The 25,018-nt window shown below is 66.6% G+C and carries 21 protein-coding genes and 3 rRNA genes; all 24 read right to left on the bottom strand.

Annotation, left to right across the window (positions count from 1 at the left end; translation table 11 throughout):
• Positions 1–76: 76 nt before the first annotated feature.
• The 24 genes from der to ABCU91_RS07535 all read right to left on the bottom strand — a co-directional run bounded on the left by der (position 77) and on the right by ABCU91_RS07535 (position 24,965).
• Positions 77–1,606 (bottom strand): ribosome biogenesis GTPase Der, encoded by a 1,530-nt coding sequence (gene der / locus ABCU91_RS07650; RefSeq protein WP_413353310.1) that lies wholly within the window; start codon positions 1,604–1,606, stop codon positions 77–79.
• Positions 1,603–2,280, bottom strand: a complete 678-nt coding sequence (cmk, locus tag ABCU91_RS07645; RefSeq protein ID WP_406924525.1) for a (d)CMP kinase — start codon at positions 2,278–2,280, stop codon at positions 1,603–1,605. Before cmk ends, der begins: the two co-directional genes overlap by 4 nt.
• The gene (locus ABCU91_RS07640) at positions 2,273–3,388 is read right to left on the bottom strand and encodes a prephenate dehydrogenase (RefSeq protein ID WP_406924526.1); all 1,116 of its coding nucleotides are present in this window, start codon (positions 3,386–3,388) and stop codon (positions 2,273–2,275) included. The genes cmk and ABCU91_RS07640 overlap by 8 nt, the downstream gene beginning before the upstream one ends.
• A complete protein-coding gene (locus ABCU91_RS07635) occupies positions 3,385–4,167 on the bottom strand; it encodes a pseudouridine synthase (protein ID WP_133399408.1) in 783 nt (260 codons plus the stop codon). Before ABCU91_RS07635 ends, ABCU91_RS07640 begins: the two co-directional genes overlap by 4 nt.
• A complete protein-coding gene (gene scpB, locus ABCU91_RS07630) occupies positions 4,164–4,769 on the bottom strand; it encodes an SMC-Scp complex subunit ScpB (RefSeq protein WP_413353309.1) in 606 nt (201 codons plus the stop codon). Before scpB ends, ABCU91_RS07635 begins: the two co-directional genes overlap by 4 nt.
• The gene (locus ABCU91_RS07625; protein WP_413353308.1) at positions 4,759–5,613 is read right to left on the bottom strand and encodes a segregation and condensation protein A; all 855 of its coding nucleotides are present in this window, start codon (positions 5,611–5,613) and stop codon (positions 4,759–4,761) included. The genes scpB and ABCU91_RS07625 overlap by 11 nt, the downstream gene beginning before the upstream one ends.
• Positions 5,597–6,430: a ParA family protein gene (locus ABCU91_RS07620; protein ID WP_091359460.1), complete on the bottom strand. Its 834-nt coding sequence runs from the start codon at positions 6,428–6,430 to the stop codon at positions 5,597–5,599. The genes ABCU91_RS07625 and ABCU91_RS07620 overlap by 17 nt, the downstream gene beginning before the upstream one ends.
• A gap of 146 nt (positions 6,431–6,576) precedes the next feature.
• Positions 6,577–7,500 carry a site-specific tyrosine recombinase XerD gene (gene xerD / locus ABCU91_RS07615; protein ID WP_413353307.1) on the bottom strand — a complete coding sequence of 308 codons (924 nt, stop codon included), beginning with the start codon at positions 7,498–7,500 and terminating at the stop codon, positions 6,577–6,579.
• Positions 7,501–7,506: 6 nt separating this feature from the next.
• Complete coding sequence (locus ABCU91_RS07610; RefSeq protein WP_413353306.1) at positions 7,507–8,157, bottom strand: NUDIX domain-containing protein; 651 nt, start codon at positions 8,155–8,157, stop codon at positions 7,507–7,509.
• A 3-nt stretch (positions 8,158–8,160) separates the two neighbouring features.
• Positions 8,161–9,861 carry a CTP synthase gene (locus tag ABCU91_RS07605; RefSeq protein WP_413353305.1) on the bottom strand — a complete coding sequence of 567 codons (1,701 nt, stop codon included), beginning with the start codon at positions 9,859–9,861 and terminating at the stop codon, positions 8,161–8,163.
• A 72-nt stretch (positions 9,862–9,933) separates the two neighbouring features.
• Positions 9,934–11,628 carry a DNA repair protein RecN gene (recN, locus tag ABCU91_RS07600; RefSeq protein WP_413353304.1) on the bottom strand — a complete coding sequence of 565 codons (1,695 nt, stop codon included), beginning with the start codon at positions 11,626–11,628 and terminating at the stop codon, positions 9,934–9,936.
• Entirely contained in the window at positions 11,625–12,545 is a 921-nt protein-coding gene (locus ABCU91_RS07595; protein WP_413353303.1) for an NAD kinase, read from the bottom strand. Before ABCU91_RS07595 ends, recN begins: the two co-directional genes overlap by 4 nt.
• The gene (locus tag ABCU91_RS07590) at positions 12,542–13,348 is read right to left on the bottom strand and encodes a TlyA family RNA methyltransferase (protein WP_413353302.1); all 807 of its coding nucleotides are present in this window, start codon (positions 13,346–13,348) and stop codon (positions 12,542–12,544) included. The genes ABCU91_RS07595 and ABCU91_RS07590 overlap by 4 nt, the downstream gene beginning before the upstream one ends.
• Positions 13,345–13,509 (bottom strand): hypothetical protein, encoded by a 165-nt coding sequence (locus tag ABCU91_RS07585; RefSeq protein ID WP_157681063.1) that lies wholly within the window; start codon positions 13,507–13,509, stop codon positions 13,345–13,347. Before ABCU91_RS07585 ends, ABCU91_RS07590 begins: the two co-directional genes overlap by 4 nt.
• A gap of 56 nt (positions 13,510–13,565) precedes the next feature.
• Positions 13,566–14,597, bottom strand: a complete 1,032-nt coding sequence (locus ABCU91_RS07580) for an HAD-IIA family hydrolase (protein WP_413353301.1) — start codon at positions 14,595–14,597, stop codon at positions 13,566–13,568.
• On the bottom strand, positions 14,597–15,382 hold the full coding sequence (locus ABCU91_RS07575; protein ID WP_413353300.1) for a hypothetical protein: 786 nt from the start codon (positions 15,380–15,382) through the stop codon (positions 14,597–14,599). Before ABCU91_RS07575 ends, ABCU91_RS07580 begins: the two co-directional genes overlap by 1 nt.
• Positions 15,310–15,912, bottom strand: a complete 603-nt coding sequence (locus tag ABCU91_RS07570) for a hypothetical protein (protein WP_413353299.1) — start codon at positions 15,910–15,912, stop codon at positions 15,310–15,312. The genes ABCU91_RS07575 and ABCU91_RS07570 overlap by 73 nt, the downstream gene beginning before the upstream one ends.
• Positions 15,913–16,095: 183 nt before the next feature.
• Positions 16,096–16,212 (bottom strand): 5S ribosomal RNA (gene rrf / locus ABCU91_RS07565).
• Between the two features lie 98 nt (positions 16,213–16,310).
• Positions 16,311–19,416: ribosomal RNA gene (locus ABCU91_RS07560) — 23S ribosomal RNA — on the bottom strand.
• 375 nt (positions 19,417–19,791) lie between these two features.
• Positions 19,792–21,314, bottom strand: a 16S ribosomal RNA gene (locus ABCU91_RS07555).
• Together the 16S, 23S and 5S rRNA genes form the textbook arrangement of a ribosomal RNA operon.
• 582 nt (positions 21,315–21,896) lie before the next feature.
• Positions 21,897–23,210 (bottom strand): tyrosine--tRNA ligase, encoded by a 1,314-nt coding sequence (tyrS, locus tag ABCU91_RS07550; RefSeq protein WP_413353298.1) that lies wholly within the window; start codon positions 23,208–23,210, stop codon positions 21,897–21,899.
• A gap of 32 nt (positions 23,211–23,242) precedes the next feature.
• Positions 23,243–23,593: a VOC family protein gene (locus tag ABCU91_RS07545; protein WP_406922210.1), complete on the bottom strand. Its 351-nt coding sequence runs from the start codon at positions 23,591–23,593 to the stop codon at positions 23,243–23,245.
• Between the two features lie 38 nt (positions 23,594–23,631).
• Positions 23,632–24,327 (bottom strand): hypothetical protein, encoded by a 696-nt coding sequence (locus tag ABCU91_RS07540; protein WP_413353297.1) that lies wholly within the window; start codon positions 24,325–24,327, stop codon positions 23,632–23,634.
• Positions 24,324–24,965 carry a SatD family protein gene (locus tag ABCU91_RS07535; protein WP_413353296.1) on the bottom strand — a complete coding sequence of 214 codons (642 nt, stop codon included), beginning with the start codon at positions 24,963–24,965 and terminating at the stop codon, positions 24,324–24,326. The genes ABCU91_RS07540 and ABCU91_RS07535 overlap by 4 nt, the downstream gene beginning before the upstream one ends.
• Between the last annotated feature and the right edge of the window lie 53 nt (positions 24,966–25,018).

The following is a 25,018-nucleotide window of genomic DNA, read 5'->3' as shown; positions in this document are numbered from 1 at the left end:
CGGTTCGCGAGGACCGGATCGACCGGATGCCTCCTCGCGAACCGTCATCTCCTCTCGAAGCGACGGCGGGCGGGCGTCAGCGCTGGCGACGCTCGCGCACGCGCATGTTCGTCACGATCGGGGTGCCCGCGAACCCGAAGATCTCGCGCAGGCGCCGCTGGATGAACCGGCGGTACCCGGGGTCGAGGAACCCGGTCGTGAACAGCACGAATGTCGGCGGACGCGTCGACGCCTGGGTCCCGAACAGGATGCGGGGCTGCTTGCCGCCGCGGAGCGGGTGCGGGTGCTCGGCGATGAGTTCGGCGAGGAACGCGTTGAACTTGCCGGTCGGGATGCGCTGATCCCACGATTCCAGCGCCGTCTCGAGCGCCGGGACGAGCTTGTCGAGGTGACGGCCGGTGCGGGCCGAGAGGTTCACGCGCGGCGCCCACGTGACGTGCGCGAGGTCCTGCTCGATCTCGCGCTCGAGGTACCGGCGACGGTCGGCGTTGTCCATGTCGTCGTCGTTCAGGCGGTCCCACTTGTTGAACGCGAGGACGAGCGCACGGCCGGACTCGAGCACCAGGTCGATGATGTTGAGGTCCTGCACGCTGATGGATTCGGTCACGTCGAGCACGACGACGGCGACCTCGGCCTTCTCGAGGGCCGCGCTGGTGCGGAGCGACGCGTAGAAGTCGGCGCCCTGCTGCAGGTGCACGCGACGACGGATGCCTGCGGTGTCGACCAGACGCCACAGCTTGCCGCCGAGCTCGACGACCTCGTCGACCGGGTCGCGGGTGGTGCCGGCGAGGTCGTTGACGACGACGCGCTCCTCGCCCGCGGCCTTGTTCAGCAGCGACGACTTGCCGACGTTCGGGCGGCCGAGGATCGCGACGCGGCGGGGTCCGCCGAGCTCGTTCTTCGCGACGGCCGAGACCTCGGGCAGCACCTTCATGATCTCGTCGAGCAGGTCGGCGACGCCGCGGCCGTGGATGGCGGAGACCGGGTGCGGCTCGCCGAGGCCCAGGTTCCACAGCGCCGCGGCTTCGGGTTCCTGACGGGCGTCGTCGATCTTGTTGGCGACGAGGAAGACCGGCTTATCGGTCTTGCGGAGCATGCGGACGACCTGCTCGTCGGTCGCCGTCGCGCCGACCATGGCGTCGACGACGAACATCACGACGTCGCACAGCTCGATCGCGATCTCGGCCTGGGCTGCGACGGAACGGTCGATGCCCTTGGCGTCGTGCTCCCACCCGCCGGTGTCGACAAGCGTGAAGCGACGGTCCATCCACTCGGCCTTGTAGCTCACGCGGTCGCGGGTGACACCGGGGGTGTCCTCGACGACGGCCTCGCGGCGGCCGAGGATGCGGTTGACGAGGGCGGACTTGCCGACGTTCGGCCGTCCGACGATCGCGACGACCGGCAGGGCCGGCAGCATCTCGACGACCTCGCCGCCGGCGGTGAATCCCGCGAGCAGGTCGTCGTCGTCCTCGTCGAGCTCGTAATCGGCGAGCGAAGCGCGGAGCGCGGCAGCGCGCTGCTCGGCGAGGTCCTCGTCGAGGTTCGCGAGCTTCTCCTCGAGCTGGTCGGGCCCGCCTTCGTATTCGTAGTCGTCTTCGGCGCTCATCGCGAGCCTTCCGTTCCCGACCGCACGACGTCCAGGACGGCGTCGACGGTCTGTGCGAAATCCAGGTCGGTCGAGTCGACGACCGTCACGCCGGGGGCGGCGGTGAGGAAGTCGACGACCTGGGAGTCGGATGCGTCACGCTTGTGCAGCGCGGCGGCGACAGCCGCGGCATCCTCAGTGGTCAATTCAGCGCTGCGCCGCGCGGCGCGCACCTCGGGGGCGGCGGTCAGCAGGATCCGCACCGGGGCATCCGGGGCGACGACCGTCGTGATGTCGCGGCCCTCGACGATGACGCCGGGGCGACCGGACTCGGCCACGAGGCGACGGAACAGCACGTTGACCTGCTCGCGGATCACCGGCACGCGCGCCACGCCGCTCACGGCTGAGCTGACCCGGGGCTCGCGGATCGCTTCGGTGACCGAGGTCTCCCCCACCCGCACCCAGTACTCGTCGGGGTCGAGCGAGATGGCGTAGTCGAAGTCGCCGGCGGCGTCGACGACGGCCGAGGCGTCGGACGTGTCGGCGCCGTGGTCGAGGACGTGCCAGGCCAGGGCGCGGTACGCGGCACCGGTGTCGAGGTAGCCGAACCCGAGACGTCGGGCAGCTTCCTTCGACACGCTCGACTTGCCACTGCCTGCGGGGCCGTCTATGGCGATCGTGATCGGGTCAGTCATTGAGGCTCGCAATCTTCCAGCCGCGCGCCGAGAGGCCGTCGGTGGCGATGGTCACGGCGGAGGGGACGACGCTGATCTCGCCGAGGCCGAACTGGGCCCCCGGGGAGTGCTCGAGCCGGAAGTCCTCGACGTTGACGCTCAGCTCACCGAGGTCGCCGAACAGGCGCCCCAACTGGCCGGGGGTGTCGTCGACCATGACGACCACCGTCTCGAACCGGCGATTCTGTCCGTGCTTGCCGGGCAGTCGCTCGACGCCTTCGTTGCCGCGCCGGATCGTGTCGGCGACGGCGCGACGCGAACCGGGGGCGTCCGGGGCGCGGAGAGCGCCGGCGACGGTGGTCAGGTCGGCCGCGAGGGCGTCGAGCACGTCGACGACGGGCTCCGCGTTCGCGCCCAGGATCTGCACCCACAACTCGGGGGCGGACGCAGCGATGCGGGTCGTGTCGCGGACGCCCTGCCCGGCGAGGCGCAGCGACGCGTCCTCGGCGGCGACGAAGCGTCCTGCGAGGAGGGATGCCACGAGCTGCGGCACGTGCGAGACGAGAGCCACAGAGCGGTCGTGCTCCTCGGGGGTCATCTCGACGAGGCTGGCGCCGAGATCGAGGGCGAGGCCCTCCACGACGGCGAGGTCCCGCGCCGAGGTCTCCTCGTCGCGGCAGATCACCCACGGTCGTCCGAAGAAGATGTCGGCACGCGCCGAGATGGCTCCGCCACGTTCGCGACCGGCCATCGGGTGGGACCCGATGTAGCGCGACAGGTCGACTCCGCGCTCACGCAGCGCCAGGAGCGGCTCGAGCTTGACGCTCGCGACGTCCGTGACGACGGCATCCGGGAAGGCACCGAGTTCACGTTCGATGACATCGGCGGTGACATCCGGCGGGACGGCGACCACGATGAGGCTCGGCCGATCGTCGTCCCGGGCCACGCGCCCCGCGCCGTAGTCGACCGCCAGGCGGAGCTGGGCGGGCGACGCGTCGGCCAGGACGACGTCGACACCGAGCGCGCGCAGCGCATGGCCGATGCTCGAACCGAGCAGGCCTGCGCCGACGATGCGGACGAGTCCGCTCGTACGGACGGCGCGGGCGCGCGCGTCGATGGCGTCGGTCACAACTGCTCCTGAGTGGGATCCCCGGGCGGGGTCTCCGCCTGGCGCGCGAGAGTCAACAGCGCACCGCGTTCCACTGTAGTCAATTCGCGTGCCCGACCCGCTGGGAGCGTGCCCAGGTGGAGCGGCCCGAACTGGCGGCGGACCAGCTCTTCGACGGGGTGGCCGACCGCCGCCATCATGCGGCGGACGATGCGGTTGCGTCCCGAGTGCAGCGTCAGCTCGACGAGACTCGTGTCGCCGCTCGCGTCGAGCAGCCGCGCCTTGTCGGCCGCGATCGGGCCGTCCTCCAGCTCGATGCCCTTAGTGAGCTGCGCGATGGTTTGCGGCAGCACGCGACCCGACACCTTCGCGATGTACACCTTGGTGACCCCGAACGACGGGTGCGCGAGCACGTGGGCGAGTTCCCCGTCGTTGGTGAGGACGAGGAGGCCGCTCGTCTCGGCATCCAACCGCCCCACGTTGTAGAGGCGCTCGGGCCAGTCCTTCGTGAAGCGTCGCAAGTCGGGTCGACCCTGGTCGTCCTTCATCGACGACACGACGCCCGTGGGCTTGTTGAGGATCACGTACCGCTTGCTGGTGTCGAGCTGGATCGCGGTGCCGTCGACGTCGACCTGATCGGTCTCCGGGTCGATCCGCGATCCGAGCTCGGTGACCACGACGCCGTTCACCCGCACGCGGCCCTCGACGATGTACTGCTCGCAGACGCGGCGCGAGGCGACTCCCGCGTTCGCGAGGACCTTCTGCAGCCGGACCCGGTTCTCGTCGGACTGGTCGTTCATCGGATGGTCTCTCCTTCGAATCCCGCGGAGCCGTCATCCAGCAGCGGGGAGATGGGGGGCAGCTCGTCGAGGGAGTTGATCCCCAGGTGGCCGAGCAGCGCGTCGGTGGTGCGGTAGTTGATGGCCCCGGTCTCGGGGTCGGTGAACGCTTCGGTGATGAGACCGCGGGCGAGGAGTGTCCGGACCACCGAGTCGACGTTCACGGCGCGGATCGACGCGACCTGACTGCGCGACACCGGCTGCTTGTAGGCGATGACGGCGAGCGTCTCGAGCGCGGCCTGCGACAGCCGCGACGGCGCCTGCCCGTTGACGAACTCGGCCACGAGGTCGTCGTGCTCGTCGCGAACGTAGAAGCGCCATCCCCCGCCGACCTCGCGCAGCTCGAACCCGCGCCGCGGCCCGGAACGCTCCCCGTCGTAGTCGGCGACGAGCTCGTCGACGGCGCGACGGACGGCGGCGACAGGGGCGCCGACGGCGGCGGCGAGCGAGACGAGGCTCTGCGGCTCGTCGATGATCATCAGAATCGCCTCGAGGCGGCGAGCGATGTCCCCGGCGTCCTGCGAACGCGGGGGCGCCTCGATCTCGGTGGTGTCATCGGTCATAGTCGGCTCCCAACGTCGCGAGGTTCTCTTCAGACCACCGGTCGGCGGTCCATCGCAGGGTCAGCTCCCCCAGCGGCTCGAGCTGCTCGAACGACAGCGCGGCGTGGCGGTACAGCTCGAGGACGGCGATGAAGCGGGCCACGACGACGCCGGTCTGCGTGACACCGGCGACGAGCTCGCGGAAGTTGAGCTGACCGGCATCCCGCAGCAGCGTCACGACGATGGCGGCCTGTTCCCGGATCGAGACGAGCGGAGCATGCAGGTGGTCGAGCCCGACGTGCGGGATCTCCTTCGGTGCGAAGGCGAGCATCGCGATCGCGGCGAAGTCGTCCGGCGACAGCGTCCAGACGAGCTCGGGAACGGCTCGCCGGTGCTTCTCATCCAGCCGGACGGCCCGCATGTGACGCTTGCCCTCGCGCTCCAGGCACCGCGCGAACCACGTGGACACCTCTTTGAACGCGCGATACTGCAGCAGGCGGGCGAAGAGCAGGTCGCGCGCCTCGAGCAGGGCCACGGATTCGGCATCCACCAGCTCCCCCTGCGGCAGCAGCCCCGCGACCTTCATGTCGAGCAGGGTGGCTGCGACCACGAGGAACTCGGATGCCTGGTCGAGATCGGCATCGTCGTCGAGACCCTTCAGGTACGAGATGAACTCGTCGGTCACCTTGCTGAGCGAGACTTCGGTGATGTCGAGTTCGTGCTTGGAGATCAGCGTCAGGAGCAGGTCGAACGGGCCGTCGAAGTTGCCCAGCGAGACGCGGAAACGATCGCCCGCGGCCTCGGTCGACTCGGCCTGGGAAGGCTCAGCGGCGGCGTCGGGGCCTTCGTCAGGCGACGGCGCCACGGGAGACCAGCTCCCGCGCGAGGCGCAGGTACGCCTGGGCAGCGGAGTGCTCGGGAGCGAACTTCGTGATCGGCACGCCCGCGACGGACGCGTCGGGGAACTTCACCGTACGACCGATGACCGTCTCGAGCACGTCGTCACCGAAGGCGTCGACGACGCGCTCGAGGACCTCGCGGGAATGCAGCGTGCGCGGGTCGTACATCGTGGCGAGCACGCCGTCGAGCGTGATCGCCGGGTTCAGCCGGTCGCGCACCTTGTCGATCGTCTCGATGAGGAGGGCGACGCCGCGGAGAGCGAAGAACTCGCACTCGAGCGGGATCAGCACACCGTGGCTCGCGGTCAGCGCGTTGACGGTGAGCAGGCCGAGCGAGGGCTGGCAGTCGATGAGGATGACGTCGTAGTCGCCGGCGACCTTGCGGAGCACGCGGGCCAGGATCGTCTCGCGGGCGACCTCGTTGACGAGGTGCACCTCGGCCGCCGACAGGTCGATGTTGGCGGGCAGGATGTCGAGGCCTTCGACCGACGTCGAGACGATGACCTCGTTCGGGTCCCGCTTCGGGTCGAGGAGGAGGTCGTAGATCGTCGCCGTCTCGTGCGTCTGCACGCCGAGTCCGGCCGAGAGAGCGCCCTGCGGGTCGAAGTCGACCGCGAGCACCCGACGCCCGTAAGACGCGAGGCCGGCGGCCAGGTTGATGGTGGTCGTCGTCTTGCCGACGCCGCCCTTCTGGTTGCACAGCGAGATGATGCGTGCGGGACCGTGTCCGTCGAGCTTCGGCGGGGTCGGGAAGCCGTGGTAGGGACGACCCGTCGGCCCCATCGGGGTGTCGGTCGCCACCGCCCGATCGACGTCCGCCGTACTCCGCTTGCTCGCCACTGATCTCCCGCCTTCGCCGTGCTCACCCGAGTCTAGTCACCCCGTCGCGGCCCGCCGTGGAGCGACTCCCCGCAGCCGGGCACCCGGAGTCATCTCGCGCGCGGGTGCGAGGTGAGATACACGTCGCGGAGCGCATCGACCGTGACGTGGGTGTAGATCTGCGTCGTGGCGACCGAGGCGTGACCGAGGAGTTCCTGGACGACGCGGACGTCGGCGCCGCCCTGCAGCAGGTGCGTCGCGAACGAGTGCCGGAGGGTGTGCGGAGAGACGTGCGCGGTGATCCCCGCCCGCTCTGCGGCCTGCTGGATCACGAGCCACGCGCTCTGGCGCGACAGCGGAGCGCCCCGGGCCCCGAGGAAGGCGCGCGGTGTCGCGCGACCCCGGCGCGAGAGCTCCGGCCTCGCGCGGGTGAGGTAGGCGTCCACCGACGCCCGCGCGTACGACCCCACGGGGACGATGCGTTCCTTCGACCCCTTGCCACGCACCCGCAGGACCTCGCCGTGCATCAGATCGTCGACGTCCAGATCGACGATCTCCGACACGCGCGCACCCGTCGCGTACAGGAGCTCGAGCAGCGCGCGATCACGCAGGCCGACGAGGTCGCCGGGTGCGGCATCCTCGGGCGCGGGGCCTGCGGCATCCAACAGCCGGAGGACGTCCTTGACGGGCAACGCCTTCGGGAGGCGCATCGGCGCCTTGGGAGGCCGGAGCTTCGTCGTCGGGTCATCCGTCACGATGCCCTCGCGCGCGAGGAACCTGTGAAAGCTGCGGATGGCGGACTGCAGCCGCGCCAACGACGTCGACGCAGGCGGTGGATCGGATGCCGCGCGTTCCGCCGCGAACCCGGTGACGAGCTCCCCCGTCACGGCATCCGTGTCCTCGACACCGCGCTCATCGAGCCACGCCAGGTACCCGGCGAGGTCGCGACGGTAGGCCGCGACGGTGTGCGCCGACAGTCCGCGCTCGATGGTGATGTGCCGGAGGAACGCGTCGACGGCGCGCGCGAGCCTCACGGCGCCTCAGCCCTGCGGTCGGTCCGCGCCCACGGGACGCGAGCGTCCCGGCCACGGCGCGTCGGCGGCGCCGAGCGTCGTCCAGTCGCGGGAGCGGCCGGCAGCGGCGGCGAGGGCCGCGATGACGAGCGACGGGTTCTGGAGCTTCCGAGCCAGGACCGCGTCGACGACCTCATCCAGCGCCGCCCACCGCACCTCGATGTCCGCTTCCTCCTCGGTGCGGGCGAAGGCTTCGGGCGTCGCCGCGAGCCCGCGGGCCAGGTAGATGCGGATCGCCTCGTCGCTGCCGCCGGGGCTCGTGAAGAAGTCCGAGAGCACGTCCCACCGCTCCGCGGTCAGGTCCGCCTCCTCGGCGAGCTCGCGCTTCGCGGCTTCGAGGGGGTCCTCCCCCGGCACGTCCAGCAGGCCTGCCGGGATCTCCCAATCGCGGAAGCCGACCGGGTGACGGTACTGACGGATGAGGAGGACGCGACCGTCGTCGTCGAGTGCCAGGACGGCTACGGCACCGGAGTGGTCGACGTACTCGCGGACGATCGACCCGTCGCCGTAGGCGAACTCGTCGCGGCGGAGGTTCCAGACGTGCCCCTCGAAGACCGTCTCGGTCTGCGTCACACGAACGGCGACGGCGTCGTCCTGCAGAGGCGCGGCATCCGTCATGCGTCAGTCCTCGTTCTCGACGTCGAACAGCTCGCTCGCGCGGTGCCGGTCGAGAGCCGCGGCGATGAGTCCCCGGAAGAGCGGGTTCGCCTCGGTCGGCCGCGAGCGGAGCTCGGGGTGCGCCTGGGTCGCGATGTAGTACGGGTGCACGTCGCGCGGCAGCTCGACGTACTCGACGAGATCGAGGTCGGGATTCAGGCCCGAGAACCAGAGACCCGCGTCCGCGATCTGATGGCGGTAGGCGTTGTTGACCTCGTAGCGGTGACGGTGACGTTCGGTGGCACGGCTCGAGCCGTAGAGCTCCGCGGCGAGCGAGCCCTCGGCCAGTGCAGCCTCGTAGAGGCCGAGACGCATCGTGCCGCCCATGTCGCCGCGGTCGAGGATGTCGACCTGCTCCGCCATGGTCGCGATGACCGGGTGCGGCGTCTCCGGGTCGAACTCGCTCGAGGACGCGTCCTCGATACCGGCGACGTGGCGCGCGTACTCGATGACCATGCACTGCAGGCCGAGGCAGATGCCGAGCGTCGGCAGCCCCTGCTCGCGGGCGAACTTCAGCGCCCCCACCTTGCCCTCGATGCCGCGGATGCCGAAGCCACCGGGGATGACGATCCCGTCGACGGCCGACAGTGCCTTCGCGGCACCCTCGGGCGTTTCGCACAGGTCCGAGGGGATCCACACGATCTGGACCTTGGTCTCCTGCGCGAACCCGCCCGCCTTCAGGGCCTCGGTGACCGAGAGGTACGCGTCGGGCAGGTCGATGTACTTGCCGACGAGACCGACGGTCACCTCGTGCTTAGGGTTGTGGACCGCATTCAGGACCTTGTTCCAGCGGGTCCAGTCGATGTCGCCCGCCTTGGCATCGAGGCCCAAGCGCCGCACGATGTACGCGTCGAGCCCCTGGTCGCTGAGCGTCGAGGGGATGTCGTAGATGCTCGGCAGGTCGACGGTGTTGATGACCGCGTCCTCGTCGACGTCGCACATGAGCGCGATCTTGCGCTTGTTCGACTCGGTGACGGGGCGGTCGCTGCGCAGGACGAGAGCGTCGGGCTGGATGCCGATGGAGCGCAGCATCGCGACCGAGTGCTGCGTCGGTTTGGTCTTCTGCTCACCCGAGGCGCCCATGAACGGCACCAGCGAGACGTGCACGAAGAAGACGTTGTCGCGGCCGAGCTCGTGGCGGATCTGGCGCGCCGACTCGATGAACGGCTGCGACTCGATGTCGCCGACCGTGCCGCCGACCTCGGTGATGATCACGTCGGGGCGGGGCTCTTCGCTCGCCTGCAGGCGCATGCGCCGCTTGATCTCGTCGGAGATGTGCGGGATCACCTGGACGGTGTCGCCCAGGTACTCGCCGCGGCGCTCCTTGGCGATGACCTCGGAGTAGATCTGGCCGGTCGTGACGTTCGCCGCCTGGCTCAGCTCGATGTCGAGGAAGCGCTCGTAGTGCCCGATGTCGAGGTCGGTCTCGGCGCCGTCGTCGGTCACGAAGACCTCGCCGTGCTGGAACGGGTTCATCGTGCCCGGGTCGACGTTCAGGTACGGGTCGAGCTTCTGCATCACGACGCGCAGGCCGCGCGCGGTGAGGAGGTTACCGAGGCTGGCGGCGGTCAAACCCTTGCCGAGAGACGAAACGACACCACCCGTCACGAAGATGTGCTTGGTGATGTCGTTGTTTTTGCGTCCCGCGCCCGAAGAGTCCGTCACGGGCTTTCACTCTATCAGCCCTGCTGAGCGCCCGGCCCGGAGCCCACCCCGGGTGTCGCTCCGGCCGGCGTCTCAGCGAGCGCGTCCGAGCTCGAGCAGTTCGCGCGCGTGCCCCAGTGCCGCATCCGAATCAGCCATGCCCGACAGGAGCCGCGCCATCTCGGCTGCGCGCTCATCCCCCTCGAGGCGGCGCACGCTCGACGCGGTGACGGATCCGTCGTTCGACTTGACCACCGACAGGTGGTTGCCGGCGAAGGCGGCCACCTGCGCCAGGTGGGTGACGGCGATGACCTGACTCGTCTCGGCGAGTTTCGCGAGCCGGCGGCCGACCTCGATCGCCGCGGCGCCGCCGATACCGGCATCCACCTCGTCGAAGACGAAGGTCGGAACGGGATCGGTCCCCGCGATCACGACCTCGATCGCGAGCATGACACGGCTGAGCTCGCCACCGGACGCGCCGCGGGCGACCGGACGAGGGGACGCCCCGGGGTGCGGCGCGAGCTGGATCGTCACCACATCGCGGCCGTGAGCTGCCTCGGAGCCGGGGTCGACGGCGACCGTCAGCCGTGCGTCCGGAAGGGCGAGGTGACGGAGCTCGTCGGTGACGGCGTCCCCGAGACGGGATGCCGCGGCTCGCCGCGCCGCCGTCAGGTCGGCGGCGCGCGCGTCGAGTTGGTCGCGGAGCCGATCGCGTTCGGCGGAGAGCCGCTCGATGCGGTCCCCGTCGTCGTCGAGCTCGGTGAGGCGGGCCGAGCCCGTGGCGAGCAGCCCGATGGCCTCGTCCAGCGAACCATGGACCCGGATGAGAGCGCCCAGTGCGGCCCGTCGCTCTTCGACCGCCGCGAGCTCGTGCGGACCGCCCTCGTCGAGGTCGGCGAGATACCCGCTGAGCTCCCCCGCGATGTCGGCGACCCGGTAGCCGAGCTCTTCGATCGCGGCAGCGTGCGCTCGCAGCACCTCGTCGGTACCGGCAGCGCGCTCGAGGGCGCGTCGAGCCTCGGCGAGGAGCTCCTGCACGTCGGGCAGGTCGTCCTCGTTCGAGAGTGCCGTGTGCGCGGTGGCCGCAGCCATCCGCAGTTCTTCGACGTTCGCCAGGCGGTCGGCGCGCTGCGTCAGCTCGACGTCCTCGCCGGGCTGCGGGTCGACCGCTTCGATCGCGTCGATCGCGCCCCGGAGTTCCTCCGCCTCACGCGCACGCGCGCTCTGCTCGGTCGTCAACGTCTCGAGCTCTGCCGCCGCGTTCCGCCAGGCATCCCACACGACGCGGTACCTTTCGAGCGCCGTCGCGATCTCGGCACCGCCGAACCGGTCGAGCGCGTCGCGCTGTGCGGCGGCCGAGGTCAACCGGAGCTGGTCGGACTGACCGTGGACGACGACGAGCTGGTCCGCGAGGTCTGCGAGCACACCCGCGGGCGCCGTCCGGCCGCCGACGGTGGCACGACTGCGACCCTCGCTCGACAGCGTGCGACCGAGGTAAAGCTCCGCCCGTCCGTCGCCGAGCGGTTCGATGTCCCCCCCGGCATCCCGGACCCGTTCGACGACAGCGCCGGCCTCCGGGACGATCCACACGCCGTCGACCGCTGCCTGATCCGCTCCGGCGCGCACGGCGCCGGAGTCCGCCCGCGCTCCGAGGAGAAGGCCGAGACCCGTGACCACCATCGTCTTGCCGGCGCCGGTCTCACCCGTGATCGCGGTGAAGCCCGGACCGATCGGCAACGTCGCCCCCGCGATCACTCCGAGGTCGCGCAGGCGGATCTGCTCGATCACAGCACGGCCTCCGGGTCACCTCGCCACCCCGCGATGGGGAGCTGGAACTTGCGGACCAGGCGGTCGGTGAACACGGACCGATGCAGGCGCGCCAGGCGCACGGGCTGCATCGATCGCCCGACGACGACACGTGCGCCGGGCGGCAGATCGTGCGAGCGTCGCCCGTCGCACCACAGGACGCCCCGGCCCTGGTTGCGCTCGAGCACGTCGAGCGAGACGGACGTCTCGGGACCGAGCACGAGCGGCCGGGCGAACAGGGCGTGCGCCGACAGCGGCACGAGGCAGAGCGCCTGCACCGACGGCCAGACGACGGGGCCGCCGGCTGAGAAGTTGTATGCCGTCGACCCGGTGGGGGTCGCGACGACGACACCGTCGCACCCGAAGGACGACAGCGGCCGGCCGTCGATCTCGATCATGACCTCGAGCATGCGCTCCCGAGACGCCTTCTCGACGGTCGCCTCGTTGAGCGCCCACGTGGAGTAGACGACACTTCCGTCGGCGTCACGGACCTCGACCGACAGCGTCATCCGCTCGTGGATCTCGTAGTCGCGGGCGAGGGCGCGGCCGATCGCCTCGTCGACGTCGTCCGCTTCGAGCTCGGCGAGGAAACCGACGTGGCCCATGTTGACGCCCAGGAGGGGAACGGATGCCGCGCGCACCAGCTCGGCCGCGCGCAGGATCGTGCCGTCACCGCCGAGGACGATCGCGATCTCGATGTCGTCGACCTCGATGCCGCCTTCGCCGAGGATCGCCGTGTCGAGGTCGCCGAGCGCAGCCGCGAGCTCGGGGTCGTCGCCCGGAACCACGGGGCGCAGCCCCGCCGCGTGGACGGCGGCGACGACGCGCCGGGCGCCGGCCACGGTGTTCTCACGCAGCGCGTGCGCCACCACGAGGATGTTGCGCGTCGCGTCGGTCATGCGGCTCCCGCCAGTCGGTTCACGGTGTCCAACCATTGTGTCGGATTGACGTCGTCGGTCGTCCCGGGTCGCAGGTGGATGAGGAACTCGCGGTTGCCGTGGGTCCCGGCGATCGGCGACGCGATCACCCCGTGCGTCCCGAGGCCGGCATCCCACGCCGACCACAGAACGGTCGCCACAGCGTCCGCCCGGCGCCCGGCATCCGTCACCAGACCCTCCCGGACGCCGGTGCGGCCCACTTCGAACTGCGGCTTGACGAGCAGGACGAGATCGGATGCCGCAGCGCACACAGCCGCCGCTGCGGGGAGGACGTGCGTGAGCGAGATGAACGAGAGGTCCCCTGTCACGAGGGTCGGCACGTCGGCGACGCCGCTCGCCTCGGCGAGGGACGCGGGCGTCATGTGCCGTACGTTGAAGCCTTCGACCACGGCCACCTCGGGAAGGGCGGCGACCTCCGCCGCGAGTTGCCCGTGTCCCACATCGACGGCGAGCACCCGTGCGGCGCCGCGCTCGACGAGCACCTGGGTGAAGCCTCCCGTCGAGGCTCCCATGTCGAGCGCGACGCGCCCGCCCGGGTCGACTTCGAACGCGTCGAGGGCGGCCAGGAGCTTGTGGGCGGCGCGGCTGACGTAGTGGTCGGATGCCGCGACCTCGATGTGCTGTTCGTCGCCGACCTTGACCGAGGCCTTCACGACGGGCTGACCGTCGACGCTGACCAGTCCCGCGTCGATGAGCTGAGCCGCATGCGTGCGGCTGCGCGCGAGACCGCGTGCGGCCACGGCCGCGTCGAGCCGGCTGCTCATGCGTTCGGGTCGCGCGGACCCGATTCGAGACGCTTCGCGAGCTCGTCGTGCAGCAGCGCGTACGCGGCCGCGCGCTCCCCCAGCGGCTGATCCTCGATCACTTCGAGCGTCGAGAGCAGGTCCTCGCGGCGTGCGTCGCCGTCAGCGGCATCCATCGACATGTCCCCCACCCTACGCGGCGCGGAGGACCGCGGACGTGAACGCGGCGGCGCTGTCGTCAGCGTCGGTGGAACGGGTCGGCGTAGAGCCGCTCGGGCACCCGGAAGCCGTAGATCGCCCGTCCGGTGCCCCAGATCGCCGCGGCGCCGGCGCGCACGAGATCGATCGGACGATCACCCTCGGCGACGATGTGCACGTCCGGCCCGTCGATCCGCACCGAGGCGGAGCCGACGGTGGTCACGTCGCCCTTCACGATCGTCTCGGGGTACGGCTCGTGGAGCTCTCTCAAGTCGCCGACGATGTAGGTCGGCCTCGAGGAGTTCGGCGCGGCCAGGACGTGCTTGGGTCGGTCGATCCCGGTGAGCACCAGGACGGAGTCGATCTCCGCGGCCTGCGCGCCGGCGATGTCGGTGTCAAGTCGGTCGCCGATAAAGAGCGGATGCCGCGCCCCGAACCGCGCGACCGCCTCGTCGAAGATGGGGCGCTCGGGCTTTCCCGCGACGGTGGCCAGTCGTCCCACAGCCGTGTGCACCGCGGAGACGAGAGTGCCGTTGCCCGGCGCGATGCCGCGTGCCTGCGGGATCGTCCAGTCGGTGTTCGTGGCGATCCAGGGGATGCCGCCCTCCTCTTCGGGGAGAGCGAGCGCGTATGCGGCCTCGGCGAGCTGCGCCCAGCCCACCTCGGGAGCGAAGCCCTGAACCACAGCGGCGGGACGATCGTCCGCGCTCCGGGTGACCGAGTAGCCGGCCTTCTCGAGCTCGAAGACGAGCCCGTCGCCGCCGACGACGAGGATGGTGGCCCCCGAGGGGACCTTGTCGCGCAGCAGCCGGACGGCAGCCTGCGGACTGGTGACGACCTCGTGCGGCTCGGTCGCGAGACCGAGCTCCGTGAGGTGTCCGGCCACGACACTGTCACGACGGGAGGCGTTGTTCGTGATGTACGCGAGCGGACGGTCCCGGCGCGATGCGGTCAGACTCTCTACGGCGTGCGGGATCGCCGCGTCACCGGCGTAGACGACACCGTCGAGATCCGCCAGGACCAGATCGACACCGCCGAGAGGCGTGGGACGCGTGCGGGAGAAGAGTCCCATCAGGAGCGCTCCTCCTCGTCGTCCTCCTGAACGGATGCCGGTTCGTCGTCGACGTCGTCGCCACCGGCGTCGTCGGCCGGGTCCTCGATCTCTTCGCCGAGCTCGATCTCATCGACCTCGTCGATCTCGATCGTCTCCGAGTCGGCATCGATCTCACCCAGCGCCGCAGCGGCGATGTCGGCACGACGCTGCCACTGGGCGGCCTCGTCGTTCTGACCAAGCTCTTCGAGGACGGCGGCGCGCGCCGCGAACAGTCCGGGGCTCCACGGGAACGCCGTGTCCGGATCGAGTTCGGGAATGTCGAGTTCCTGGAGGGCACGGTCGGGTTGACCGAGGTCGAGACGGGCGCCCGACATCGCGATCGCGAGTTCGACACGGACGTCGGTCGGCAGGGAAGCACGGTCGACGGCACGTCCGACCTCGAGCGCGCGGTCGGGGCGACCGACACCACGCTCGCTGTCGACCATCAGGGCGATCTGGTCGTCTCGACCGGAGATCCGGCGGAACGTCCGCAGCTCGCGCAGGGCGAGGGCGAAGTCTCCGACGGCGTAGGCCGTGATCGCGACGGTCTCGCGGACCACGGCGATGCGACCGGCGCTGCGGGATGCCGCCAGGGCGTGCTGGTGGGCCAGGGTCGGGTCTTCATCGATGAGACGGGCGGCCATGGCGAGGTGCCGCGCAACCTGCTCGGCGTTGTCCTTGCTGAGGGTCTTCAGCTCGTTGCGCGCAGCACCGTTGAGATCGCGTGCCGTGACCTCATCGGGAACGACCGGGCCTGCCGGCATGCTCCGACGGTCCGAGTCCTGCGGCGGCCGCGAAGACCGCCGCTCCCCATCGCGCCGCGGGTATGACGGACGGTCACCGTCACGACGCGGGTACGACGGACGGTCACCGTCACGACGCGGGTACGACGGACGGTCACCGTCACGCTTCTCGTACGGACGACGGTCGCCGTCACGATTCTGATTCGGACGACGGTCGCCGTCACGATTCTGATTCGGACGACGGTCGCCGTCACGCTTGGGGTACGACGGACGGTCACCGTCACGGCGCGGGTAGGACGGACGGTCACCGTCACGCTTCTCGTAGGGACGTCGCTCGCCGTCACGCTTCTCGTACGGACGACGCTCGCCATCTCGCTTCGGGTACGACGAGCGGTCACCGTCGCGGCGCGGGTAGGACGGACGGTCACCGTCACGCTTCTCGTACGGACGACGCTCACGATCACGCTTGGGGTACGACGGGCGGTCACCGTCACGCCGCGGCTGGGAACCGCGCTCGCTGTCGCGGCGTTCGGAAGAGCGACGGTCGCCATCGCCACCCGACGGGCGTCCGCGATCCCGCGACCGCTCGTCGCGTGAGCTCGAGGAAGCAGGTGTGAACTTCCGTTTGCCGCCCGACTTTTCTGGGCGCTGCTCGTCCGTCATCTCTCTGTCCTCTCACAAACGCGTTAACGAGAAATGGCCACCCAACTCTGGGTGGCCATTTCACGAAAGAAGTCCGGCGGTGTCCTACTCTCCCACAGGGTCCCCCCTGCAGTACCATCGGCGCTGTGAGGCTTAGCTTCCGGGTTCGGAATGTAACCGGGCGTTTCCCTCACGCTATGGCCGCCGAAACACTATTGATGTTTCAGTCTGCACAACGATTATTCGTTATGCGGTTCTCGACCGTACATCGAGAACCACTCAGTGGACGCAAGCACCTAAACGGTGTGTTATCAAGTCATCGGCTTATTAGTACCGGTCAGCTTCACGTGTTACCACGCTTCCACATCCGGCCTATCAACCCAGTAGTCTGGCTGGGAGCCTCTCACCCGAAGGTATGGAAATCTCATCTTGAGGCCGGCTTCCCGCTTAGATGCTTTCAGCGGTTATCCATCCCGAACGTAGCTAACCAGCGGTGCTCTTGGCAGAACAACTGGCACACCAGAGGTTCGTCCAACCCGGTCCTCTCGTACTAGGGTCAGATCCTCTCAAATTTCCTACGCGCGCAGCGGATAGGGACCGAACTGTCTCACGACGTTCTAAACCCAGCTCGCGTACCGCTTTAATGGGCGAACAGCCCAACCCTTGGGACCTACTCCAGCCCCAGGATGCGACGAGCCGACATCGAGGTGCCAAACCATGCCGTCGATATGGACTCTTGGGCAAGATCAGCCTGTTATCCCCGAGGTACCTTTTATCCGTTGAGCGACAGCGCTTCCACAAGCCACTGCCGGATCACTAGTCCCGACTTTCGTCCCTGCTCGACCTGTCAGTCTCACAGTCAAGCTCCCTTGTGCACTTACACTCGCCACCTGATTGCCAACCAGGTTGAGGGAACCTTTGGGCGCCTCCGTTACTTTTTGGGAGGCAACCGCCCCAGTTAAACTACCCACCAGGCACTGTCCCTGAACCGGATTACGGTTCGAAGTTAGATATCCAGAGTGACCAGAGTGGTATTTCAACAATGACTCCACGGTAACTGGCGTCACCGCTTCAAAGTCTCCCACCTATCCTACACAAGCCACACCGAACACCAATACCAAGCTGTAGTAAAGGTCACGGGGTCTTTCCGTCCTGCTGCGCGTAACGAGCATCTTTACTCGTAATGCAATTTCGCCGAGTTCGCGGTTGAGACAGTTGGGAAGTCGTTACGCCATTCGTGCAGGTCGGAACTTACCCGACAAGGAATTTCGCTACCTTAGGATGGTTATAGTTACCACCGCCGTTTACTGGGGCTTAAATTCTCAGCTTCGCCTTGCGGCTAACCGGTCCTCTTAACCTTCCAGCACCGGGCAGGCGTCAGTCCGTATACATCGTCTTGCGACTTGGCACGGACCTGTGTTTTTAGTAAACAGTCGCTACCCACTAGTCTCTGCGGCCTCCACGCCCTTTCGGAGTAAATCCTAATAAGCGGAAGGCCCCCCTTCTCCCGAAGTTACGGGGGCATTTTGCCGAGTTCCTTAACCACGATTCTCTCGATCTCCTTGGTATTCTCTACCTGACCACCTGAGTCGGTTTGGGGTACGGGCAGCTAGAACCTCGCGTCGATGCTTTTCTTGGCAGCATAGGATCACCCACTTTTTATCCGCATCGTGTCTCAGCCTCTGTGAGAGACGGATTTGCCTACCTCTCGGCCTACGCACTTGCCCCGGGACAACCATCGCCCGGGTTGGGCTACCTTCCTGCGTCACACCTGTTAATACGCTAGCCGCACCAGAACGGGGTCGAGCGTTAGACCGGCCGGCTTCACCCCGAAGGGATCCACTCAGCCGGGTTAGGACTCTTAGCACCACTGGATTAGCTTGGGCGGTTCTTCGCCGGTACGGGAATATCAACCCGTTGTCCATCGACTACGCCTGTCGGCCTCGCCTTAGGTCCCGACTTACCCAGGGAAGATTAGCTTGACCCTGGAACCCTTGGTCTTTCGGAGGACGTGTTTCTCACACGTCTTTCGCTACTCATGCCTGCATTCTCACTCGTGTAGCCTCCACGGCTGGTTCACACCGCCGCTTCGCTGGCCACACGACGCTCTCCTACCCATCAACACGGCTGGACCACGAAGGCCTACCAATAATGTCAATGCCACAACTTCGGTGGCGTGCTTGAGCCCCGTTACATTGTCGGCGCGGAATCACTTGACCAGTGAGCTATTACGCACTCTTTCAAGGGTGGCTGCTTCTAAGCCAACCTCCTGGTTGTCACAGCAACTCCACATCCTTTCCCACTTAGCACGCGCTTTGGGACCTTAGTTGGTGGTCTGGGTTGTTTCCCTCTCGACTATGAAGCTTATCCCCCACAGTCTCACTGCTGCGCTCTCACTTACCGGCATTCGGAGTTTGGCTGACGTCAGTAACCTTGTAGGGCCCATCGGCCATCCAGTAGCTCTACCTCCGGCAAGAAACACGCAACGCTGCACCTAAATGCATTTCGGAGAGAACCAGCTATCACGAAGTTTGATTGGCCTTTCACCCCTATCCACAGCTCATCCCCTCAGTTTTCAACCTAAGTGGGTTCGGTCCTCCACGACGTCTTACCGTCGCTTCAACCTGGCCATGGATAGATCACTTCGCTTCGGGTCTAGGACATGCGACTGAATCGCCCTATTCAGACTCGCTTTCGCTACGGCTACCCCACACGGGTTAACCTCGCCACATATCGCTAACTCGCAGGCTCATTCTTCAAAAGGCACGCTGTCACCCCTACTAAGGAGGCTCCAACGGTTTGTAAGCAAACGGTTTCAGGTACTATTTCACTCCCCTCCCGGGGTACTTTTCACCTTTCCCTCACGGTACTTGTCCGCTATCGGTCATCTGGGAGTATTTAGGCTTATCAGGTGGTCCTGACAGATTCACACGGGATTTCTCGGGCCCCGTGCTACTTGGGATACTCTTCGCGTCAAGAGAAGCATTTCGACTACGGGGTTGGCACCCTCTATGACCCGCCTTTCAATGCGGTTCGTCTATACCTTCTTGTAACGCCGACAGTTCGGCAGAACTATCTGAAAAGTCCCACAACCCCGAATACGCAACTCCTGCCGGATATCACACGTACTCGGTTTAGCCTGTTCCGGTTTCGCTCGCCACTACTAACGGAATCGCGGTTGCTTTCTCTTCCTGTGGGTACTGAGATGTTTCACTTCCCCACGTTCCCTCTACCCGCCCTATATATTCAGGCGGGAGTCACTAGGTCGGCACGCCGCCCAGCGGGGTTTCCCCATTCGGACATCCTCGGATCAAAACTTGCTTATCAGTTCCCCGAGGCTTATCGCAGATTGCTACGTCCTTCTTCGGCTCCAGATGCCAAGGCATCCACCGTTTGCTCTTAAAGACTTGAAATCACATGAGTTGAATCGTCAATTTAAATTGACTAATGATCTTTAAGATCATCTATCACGAACCGATCAAAAGATCAGCTCGCAAGATGCTCGCGTCCACTGTGTAGTTCTCAAAGTACGGGCGGTACCCTCCCCCGCACCAGCATCGCCGGCACAAGAAAAGGCCCAGAGGTTCGGACTTCCATCCGGTCCCTCAGGACCCAACAGCGTGCATGCACCAAACCCCTCCGACCCTCCCGTTCCATCCACCGAAGTGAAGTACTAGGAAGAACCCTCAAGCTCTGATGCCTCGTCAAATGTTCCACCCATGAGCTCCGGCCGAGAACATTCGTCTCGAAACCGGCTCTGTCACTCCGAAGAGTGCAGTGCTCCTTAGAAAGGAGGTGATCCAGCCGCACCTTCCGGTACGGCTACCTTGTTACGACTTAGTCCTAATTACCGATCCCACCTTCGACGGCTCCCTCCACAAGGGTTGGGCCACCGGCTTCAGGTGTTACCGACTTTCATGACTTGACGGGCGGTGTGTACAAGACCCGGGAACGTATTCACCGCAGCGTTGCTGATCTGCGATTACTAGCGACTCCGACTTCATGAGGTCGAGTTGCAGACCTCAATCCGAACTGGGACCGGCTTTTTGGGATTCGCTCCACCTCGCGGTATTGCAGCCCTTTGTACCGGCCATTGTAGCATGCGTGAAGCCCAAGACATAAGGGGCATGATGATTTGACGTCATCCCCACCTTCCTCCGAGTTGACCCCGGCAGTATCCCATGAGTTCCCACCATTACGTGCTGGCAACATAGAACGAGGGTTGCGCTCGTTGCGGGACTTAACCCAACATCTCACGACACGAGCTGACGACAACCATGCACCACCTGTTTACGAGTGTCCAAAGAGTTGACCATTTCTGGCCCGTTCTCGTATATGTCAAGCCTTGGTAAGGTTCTTCGCGTTGCATCGAATTAATCCGCATGCTCCGCCGCTTGTGCGGGTCCCCGTCAATTCCTTTGAGTTTTAGCCTTGCGGCCGTACTCCCCAGGCGGGGAACTTAATGCGTTAGCTGCGTCACGGAATCCGTGGAATGGACCCCACAACTAGTTCCCAACGTTTACGGGGTGGACTACCAGGGTATCTAAGCCTGTTTGCTCCCCACCCTTTCGCTCCTCAGCGTCAGTAACGGCCCAGAGATCTGCCTTCGCCATCGGTGTTCCTCCTGATATCTGCGCATTCCACCGCTACACCAGGAATTCCAATCTCCCCTACCGCACTCTAGTCTGCCCGTACCCACTGCAGACCCGAGGTTGAGCCTCGGGATTTCACAGCAGACGCGACAAACCGCCTACGAGCTCTTTACGCCCAATAATTCCGGATAACGCTTGCGCCCTACGTATTACCGCGGCTGCTGGCACGTAGTTAGCCGGCGCTTTTTCTGCAGGTACCGTCACTTTCGCTTCTTCCCTGCTAAAAGAGGTTTACAACCCGAAGGCCGTCATCCCTCACGCGGCGTTGCTGCATCAGGCTTTCGCCCATTGTGCAATATTCCCCACTGCTGCCTCCCGTAGGAGTCTGGGCCGTGTCTCAGTCCCAGTGTGGCCGGTCACCCTCTCAGGCCGGCTACCCGTCGACGCCTTGGTGAGCCATTACCTCACCAACAAGCTGATAGGCCGTGAGCCCATCCCAGACCGAAAAATCTTTCCAACTGCTGACCATGCGATCGCAGCTCATATCCAGTATTAGACGCCGTTTCCAGCGCTTATCCCAGAGTCAGGGGCAGGTTGCTCACGTGTTACTCACCCGTTCGCCACTGATCCACAGAGCAAGCTCTGCTTCACCGTTCGACTTGCATGTGTTAAGCACGCCGCCAGCGTTCATCCTGAGCCAGGATCAAACTCTCCGTAAAAGAAAAATACTGACAACGACCGGAATAGGCCGAAGCAGCGAGTTTGAACTGACCAAAGAGATAAATCATTGCTGACTATCCATTGCCGACACCGAAGTGCCGGACTTTGATCCAAAGGAATCTCACCTCAGCCAAAACTGAGATCGAGGTTATTTGGCATTTGACAAGTGCACGCTGTTGAGTTCTCAAGGATCGGATGCTCCCACACCACCCCGCAGGGCTTCGTAGTGAGGCAACGCCACACTCTTCGCTCGACTCCCGAACGAGACTGCACGAAACGATCAGAAGATCGTGACGGGCTCATCACCACGGGGCTTCGAGGTGGAGTCCCCATCCTAGACCACAAGGCCTTGTTCTCTCTAGGAGAGGTTTGGGATGGATTTGGTTCTCCGCTTGAGGGGGCCGGAGGCCTTTCGGTCTCTCGCTCTTCCCTGTGGGGCGAACAAGTAATAAGTTACGCGGCTCCTGCAGGTCCGGCAAATCACGCCCGCATCCCGGGCGTGTCGCGCTGATCAGGAGCCCAAACGACAGAGGCCGCTCCCCCGACGGATCGGGAAGAGCGGCCTCGGAGAGGGCCATTCGTCAAGACACGAACACGCCGGCCATCGTCTTCTTGCCCCGCCGGAGCACGGAGACGCCACCGGGGAGCGAACCCGTGATGACGTGTCCTTCGTCGGCGACCTTGACCCCGTCGACCGAGACGCCACCCTGCGAGATCGCGCGTCGCGCCTCGCTCGCGCTGGACACCAGGCCGGTGTCCAGAAGCGCCTGCACGACCGGGATCTCTCCGGCCGTCGCCACGTGGGGCAACTCCTCGAGCGCGGAGCGGAGCGTGGGTGCATCGAGGGAGGTGAGATCCCCCTGCCCGAAGAGCGCATCGGAGGCGGCCGCGACCGCAGTCGCGGCATCCACTCCGTGCACGGTGGTCGTGACCTCCATCGCGAGACGACGCTGGGCCGCGCGCCGGAAGGGCTCGTCGGTGACCAGGCGCTCGTACTCCTCGATGTCGGCGCGCGTCAGGAACGTGAACACCTTCAGGCGAGCGATGACGTCGGCATCGTCCGTGTTGAGCCAGAACTGGTACATCCGGTACGGGCTGCACATGTCGGCATCCAGCCACACCGCGTTGCCCTCGCTTTTGCCGAACTTCGTCCCGTCGCTGTTGGTGATCAGCGGCGTGCCGATGGCGTGCACCGACGTCCCCTCGACGCGGTGGATCAGATCCGTCCCACTCGTCAGGTTGCCCCACTGGTCGCTGCCACCGGTCTGCAGGACGCAGTCGTACTGGCGGAACAGCTCCAGGTAGTCCATCCCCTGCAGGATCTGGTAGCTGAACTCGGTGTAGCTGATGCCTGCGTCGGAGTTCAGGCGGGCGGCGACGGCATCCTTCTTCAGCATCGTGCCGACGCGGTAGTGCTTGCCGATCTCGCGCAGGAAGTCGATCGCGCTCATCGGCGCGGTCCAGTCGAGGTTGTTCACCAGTCGCGCGGCGTTGTCGCCCTCGAAGCTCAGGAACCGTTCCACCTGGCCGCGCAGCCGCTCGACCCACTCGGTGACGGTCGCGCGGGTGTTGAGCGTCCGCTCCGCCGTCGGCCGAGGATCGCCGATGAGACCCGTGGACCCGCCCACGAGCCCGAGCGGCTTGTGACCGGCGAGCTGCAGACGCCGCAGGAGGAGGAGCTGCACGAGGTTGCCGAGGTGAAGGCTCGGTGCCGTCGGGTCGAAGCCGCAGTAGTACGTGATCGGCGATCCGGAGAGGAGTTCGCGAAGCGACGCTTCGTCGGTCGACACGTGCACGAGGCCGCGCCAGACGATCTCGTCCCACACGTTGGCGAAAGACGGGTCGTTGGCGGGCGCGAGCGCCGTCAGATCGGCGCTCGATACGGATTCAGACACGTCTTCCAGGCTATCAGCGGGGCTCCGGCTGATCAGTCCGCCGCAGCCTCGTCGTACAGGCCGATGACGTTCCCCTCGGAGTCGCGCAGGTAGACCCAGCGCGAGCGTTCGCCGAGGGGCTGGATCTCGCCCATCTGCTCCCCGCCGGCGGCGACCGCGAGAGCGACCGTGTCCTCGATGCGGTCGACCGTGAAGACGACCGTGGGATGCGGCAGCACGCCCCGCACGTGAAGGTCCCCGTTCACGCCCTCGCCCTCGGGTTGCTCGATCGTCCCCATGTCGTCGCCCCACGGGGTGTAGTCGAAGCCGAGCACGTCCTTGTAGAACGCCTGGGCGCGGGGCATGTCGTCGACCGGGATCTCGAAGTGTTCCATTTTCGCCATGACCAGAGAAAAGCAGACCCCGGCATCCGCGACAAGGGTCAGGCCGCAGTGCCCCACCACAGGAGGAACGCCGCTCCGAGGGCGGTCACCCAGCTGACGAGACTGCCGATGAGGAAGTACTCCGCGCGCGTGCCGAGATCGGTGTCGCGCGAGATCTCGGGAAAGCGCACGATCCCCTTCGCGGCGAGCACGGCGGCGAGGAGCGTGAACGCGCCGGTGACCGTCAATGCGAACACCAGGACGCGCTCGAGCGGGCCGATCAGGCGCCCGCCCCTGAGGATCGTCGGGGCGTCGGAGGCGACCTCGCCACCGCGCAGTGCCGCCCGGACGACGACGTTGCCCGACTCGGTGAGGAACGCGAGGGCACCGATCACGAAGACGCCGACGTCGAGACTCACCGCGCCGAGCGGGGAGCCGGTCGGCCAGATCGCTCCGAGCGGACCCTGATCGTCACGGACGCCCATGACGGCGACCGCAACCAGTGCGACCAGCGCGACGACGATCAGGGGCCAGAGGCCGGCCCGACCTCCTGTCGAACCGGGCGTCGTAATCACCCATAGGGAGGCGACACCGGTCGCGGCGAACGCCCAGACGGCGGCGTCCGCTCCGGAGGCGCCGACGAGGACGAGGAGGAACGCCACGATGTAGAGCAACGCTCTCAGCCGCGCGGGCGCATGACGACGGATGAGGTCCGCGAGACCGACCCCGAGCAGGACGATGCCGGCGCCGATCACGACGGATCCGTCGACAGCTCGGTGAAACCCGCAACGAGGGCGGCGGAACCCGCAGCGGAGAGAGCTTGCGAGACGGCGGGCTGGGTGATCCCTTCCGCCTCCGCCAACTCCCGTTGCGTGCGTCCGAGGCACCGGCCGTACGTGAGTCGGCGGGTGCGCCCGCTCATGGCCGACACGAGCTCGTCGCGCGCGAGAACGTACGCGTTGGCGTAGGCGATGCGTTCGGTCATGACGGCATCCTGTCCCTGTTCCGTCGCGATGCGCGTGCGCGCGTGCGGCACGGCGCGGTCCTGCAGTCGATGAGCATGCTCGATCGCCGCACGCGCAGCCCACCAGCCGGGCCCATCGGTGATGCCGTCGTCGACGGGATCGACCGCACCTACTCCGAGTCCGAACCTGAGCTGGATGCCCTCCGGGAGGTGGAGCTGCAGGAGCAGCAGCGAGGCGAGCGCCGCGGGCAGGTCGGGGTACACCGCCTGGAATTCGTCACCGACCGTGGCGGCGAGCGGGGAGACGGCGACCGGGTGATCCGCATGTACCTGATGCGACGAAGCGATGATCGCGCGCTGGGCACCGGCGCGATCGGTCAGGGTGCGGGACCCGACGATATCTGCGATCACGGCGACGTGAGAGGGCATGACGGCATGATATGGCGCTTATCATCGCAGCGCAATAAGCCTATTGCTTATTT

The organism is Microbacterium phoenicis, from assembly GCF_047302325.1.
Taxonomy (GTDB): domain Bacteria; phylum Actinomycetota; class Actinomycetes; order Actinomycetales; family Microbacteriaceae; genus Microbacterium.
This window is presented reverse-complemented; position numbering and strand designations above follow the sequence as displayed.

What these genes read in the sequence shown, in the direction of transcription:
- ABCU91_RS07635 (WP_133399408.1), bottom strand. Translation starts at nt 4,167, where the DNA reads ATGAACGACCAGTCCGACGAGAACCGGGTCCGGCTGCAGAAGGTCCTC.
- ABCU91_RS07595 (WP_413353303.1), bottom strand. Translation starts at nt 12,545, where the DNA reads ATGACCGACGCGACGCGCAACATCCTCGTGGTGGCGCACGCGCTGCGT.
- ABCU91_RS07585 (WP_157681063.1), bottom strand. Translation starts at nt 13,509, where the DNA reads ATGTCGATGGATGCCGCTGACGGCGACGCACGCCGCGAGGACCTGCTC.
- ABCU91_RS07545 (WP_406922210.1), bottom strand. Translation starts at nt 23,593, where the DNA reads ATGGCGAAAATGGAACACTTCGAGATCCCGGTCGACGACATGCCCCGC.
- ABCU91_RS07535 (WP_413353296.1), bottom strand. Translation starts at nt 24,965, where the DNA reads ATGCCCTCTCACGTCGCCGTGATCGCAGATATCGTCGGGTCCCGCACC.
- ABCU91_RS07570 (WP_413353299.1), bottom strand. Translation starts at nt 15,912, where the DNA reads ATGGCGACCGTCGCTCTTCCGAACGCCGCGACAGCGAGCGCGGTTCCC.
- der (WP_413353310.1), bottom strand. Translation starts at nt 1,606, where the DNA reads ATGAGCGCCGAAGACGACTACGAATACGAAGGCGGGCCCGACCAGCTC.
- ABCU91_RS07620 (WP_091359460.1), bottom strand. Translation starts at nt 6,430, where the DNA reads ATGGGGCCGACGGGTCGTCCCTACCACGGCTTCCCGACCCCGCCGAAG.
- scpB (WP_413353309.1), bottom strand. Translation starts at nt 4,769, where the DNA reads ATGACCGATGACACCACCGAGATCGAGGCGCCCCCGCGTTCGCAGGAC.
- ABCU91_RS07610 (WP_413353306.1), bottom strand. Translation starts at nt 8,157, where the DNA reads ATGACGGATGCCGCGCCTCTGCAGGACGACGCCGTCGCCGTTCGTGTG.
- ABCU91_RS07580 (WP_413353301.1), bottom strand. Translation starts at nt 14,597, where the DNA reads ATGGGACTCTTCTCCCGCACGCGTCCCACGCCTCTCGGCGGTGTCGAT.
- cmk (WP_406924525.1), bottom strand. Translation starts at nt 2,280, where the DNA reads ATGACTGACCCGATCACGATCGCCATAGACGGCCCCGCAGGCAGTGGC.
- ABCU91_RS07575 (WP_413353300.1), bottom strand. Translation starts at nt 15,382, where the DNA reads ATGCCGGCAGGCCCGGTCGTTCCCGATGAGGTCACGGCACGCGATCTC.
- ABCU91_RS07590 (WP_413353302.1), bottom strand. Translation starts at nt 13,348, where the DNA reads ATGAGCAGCCGGCTCGACGCGGCCGTGGCCGCACGCGGTCTCGCGCGC.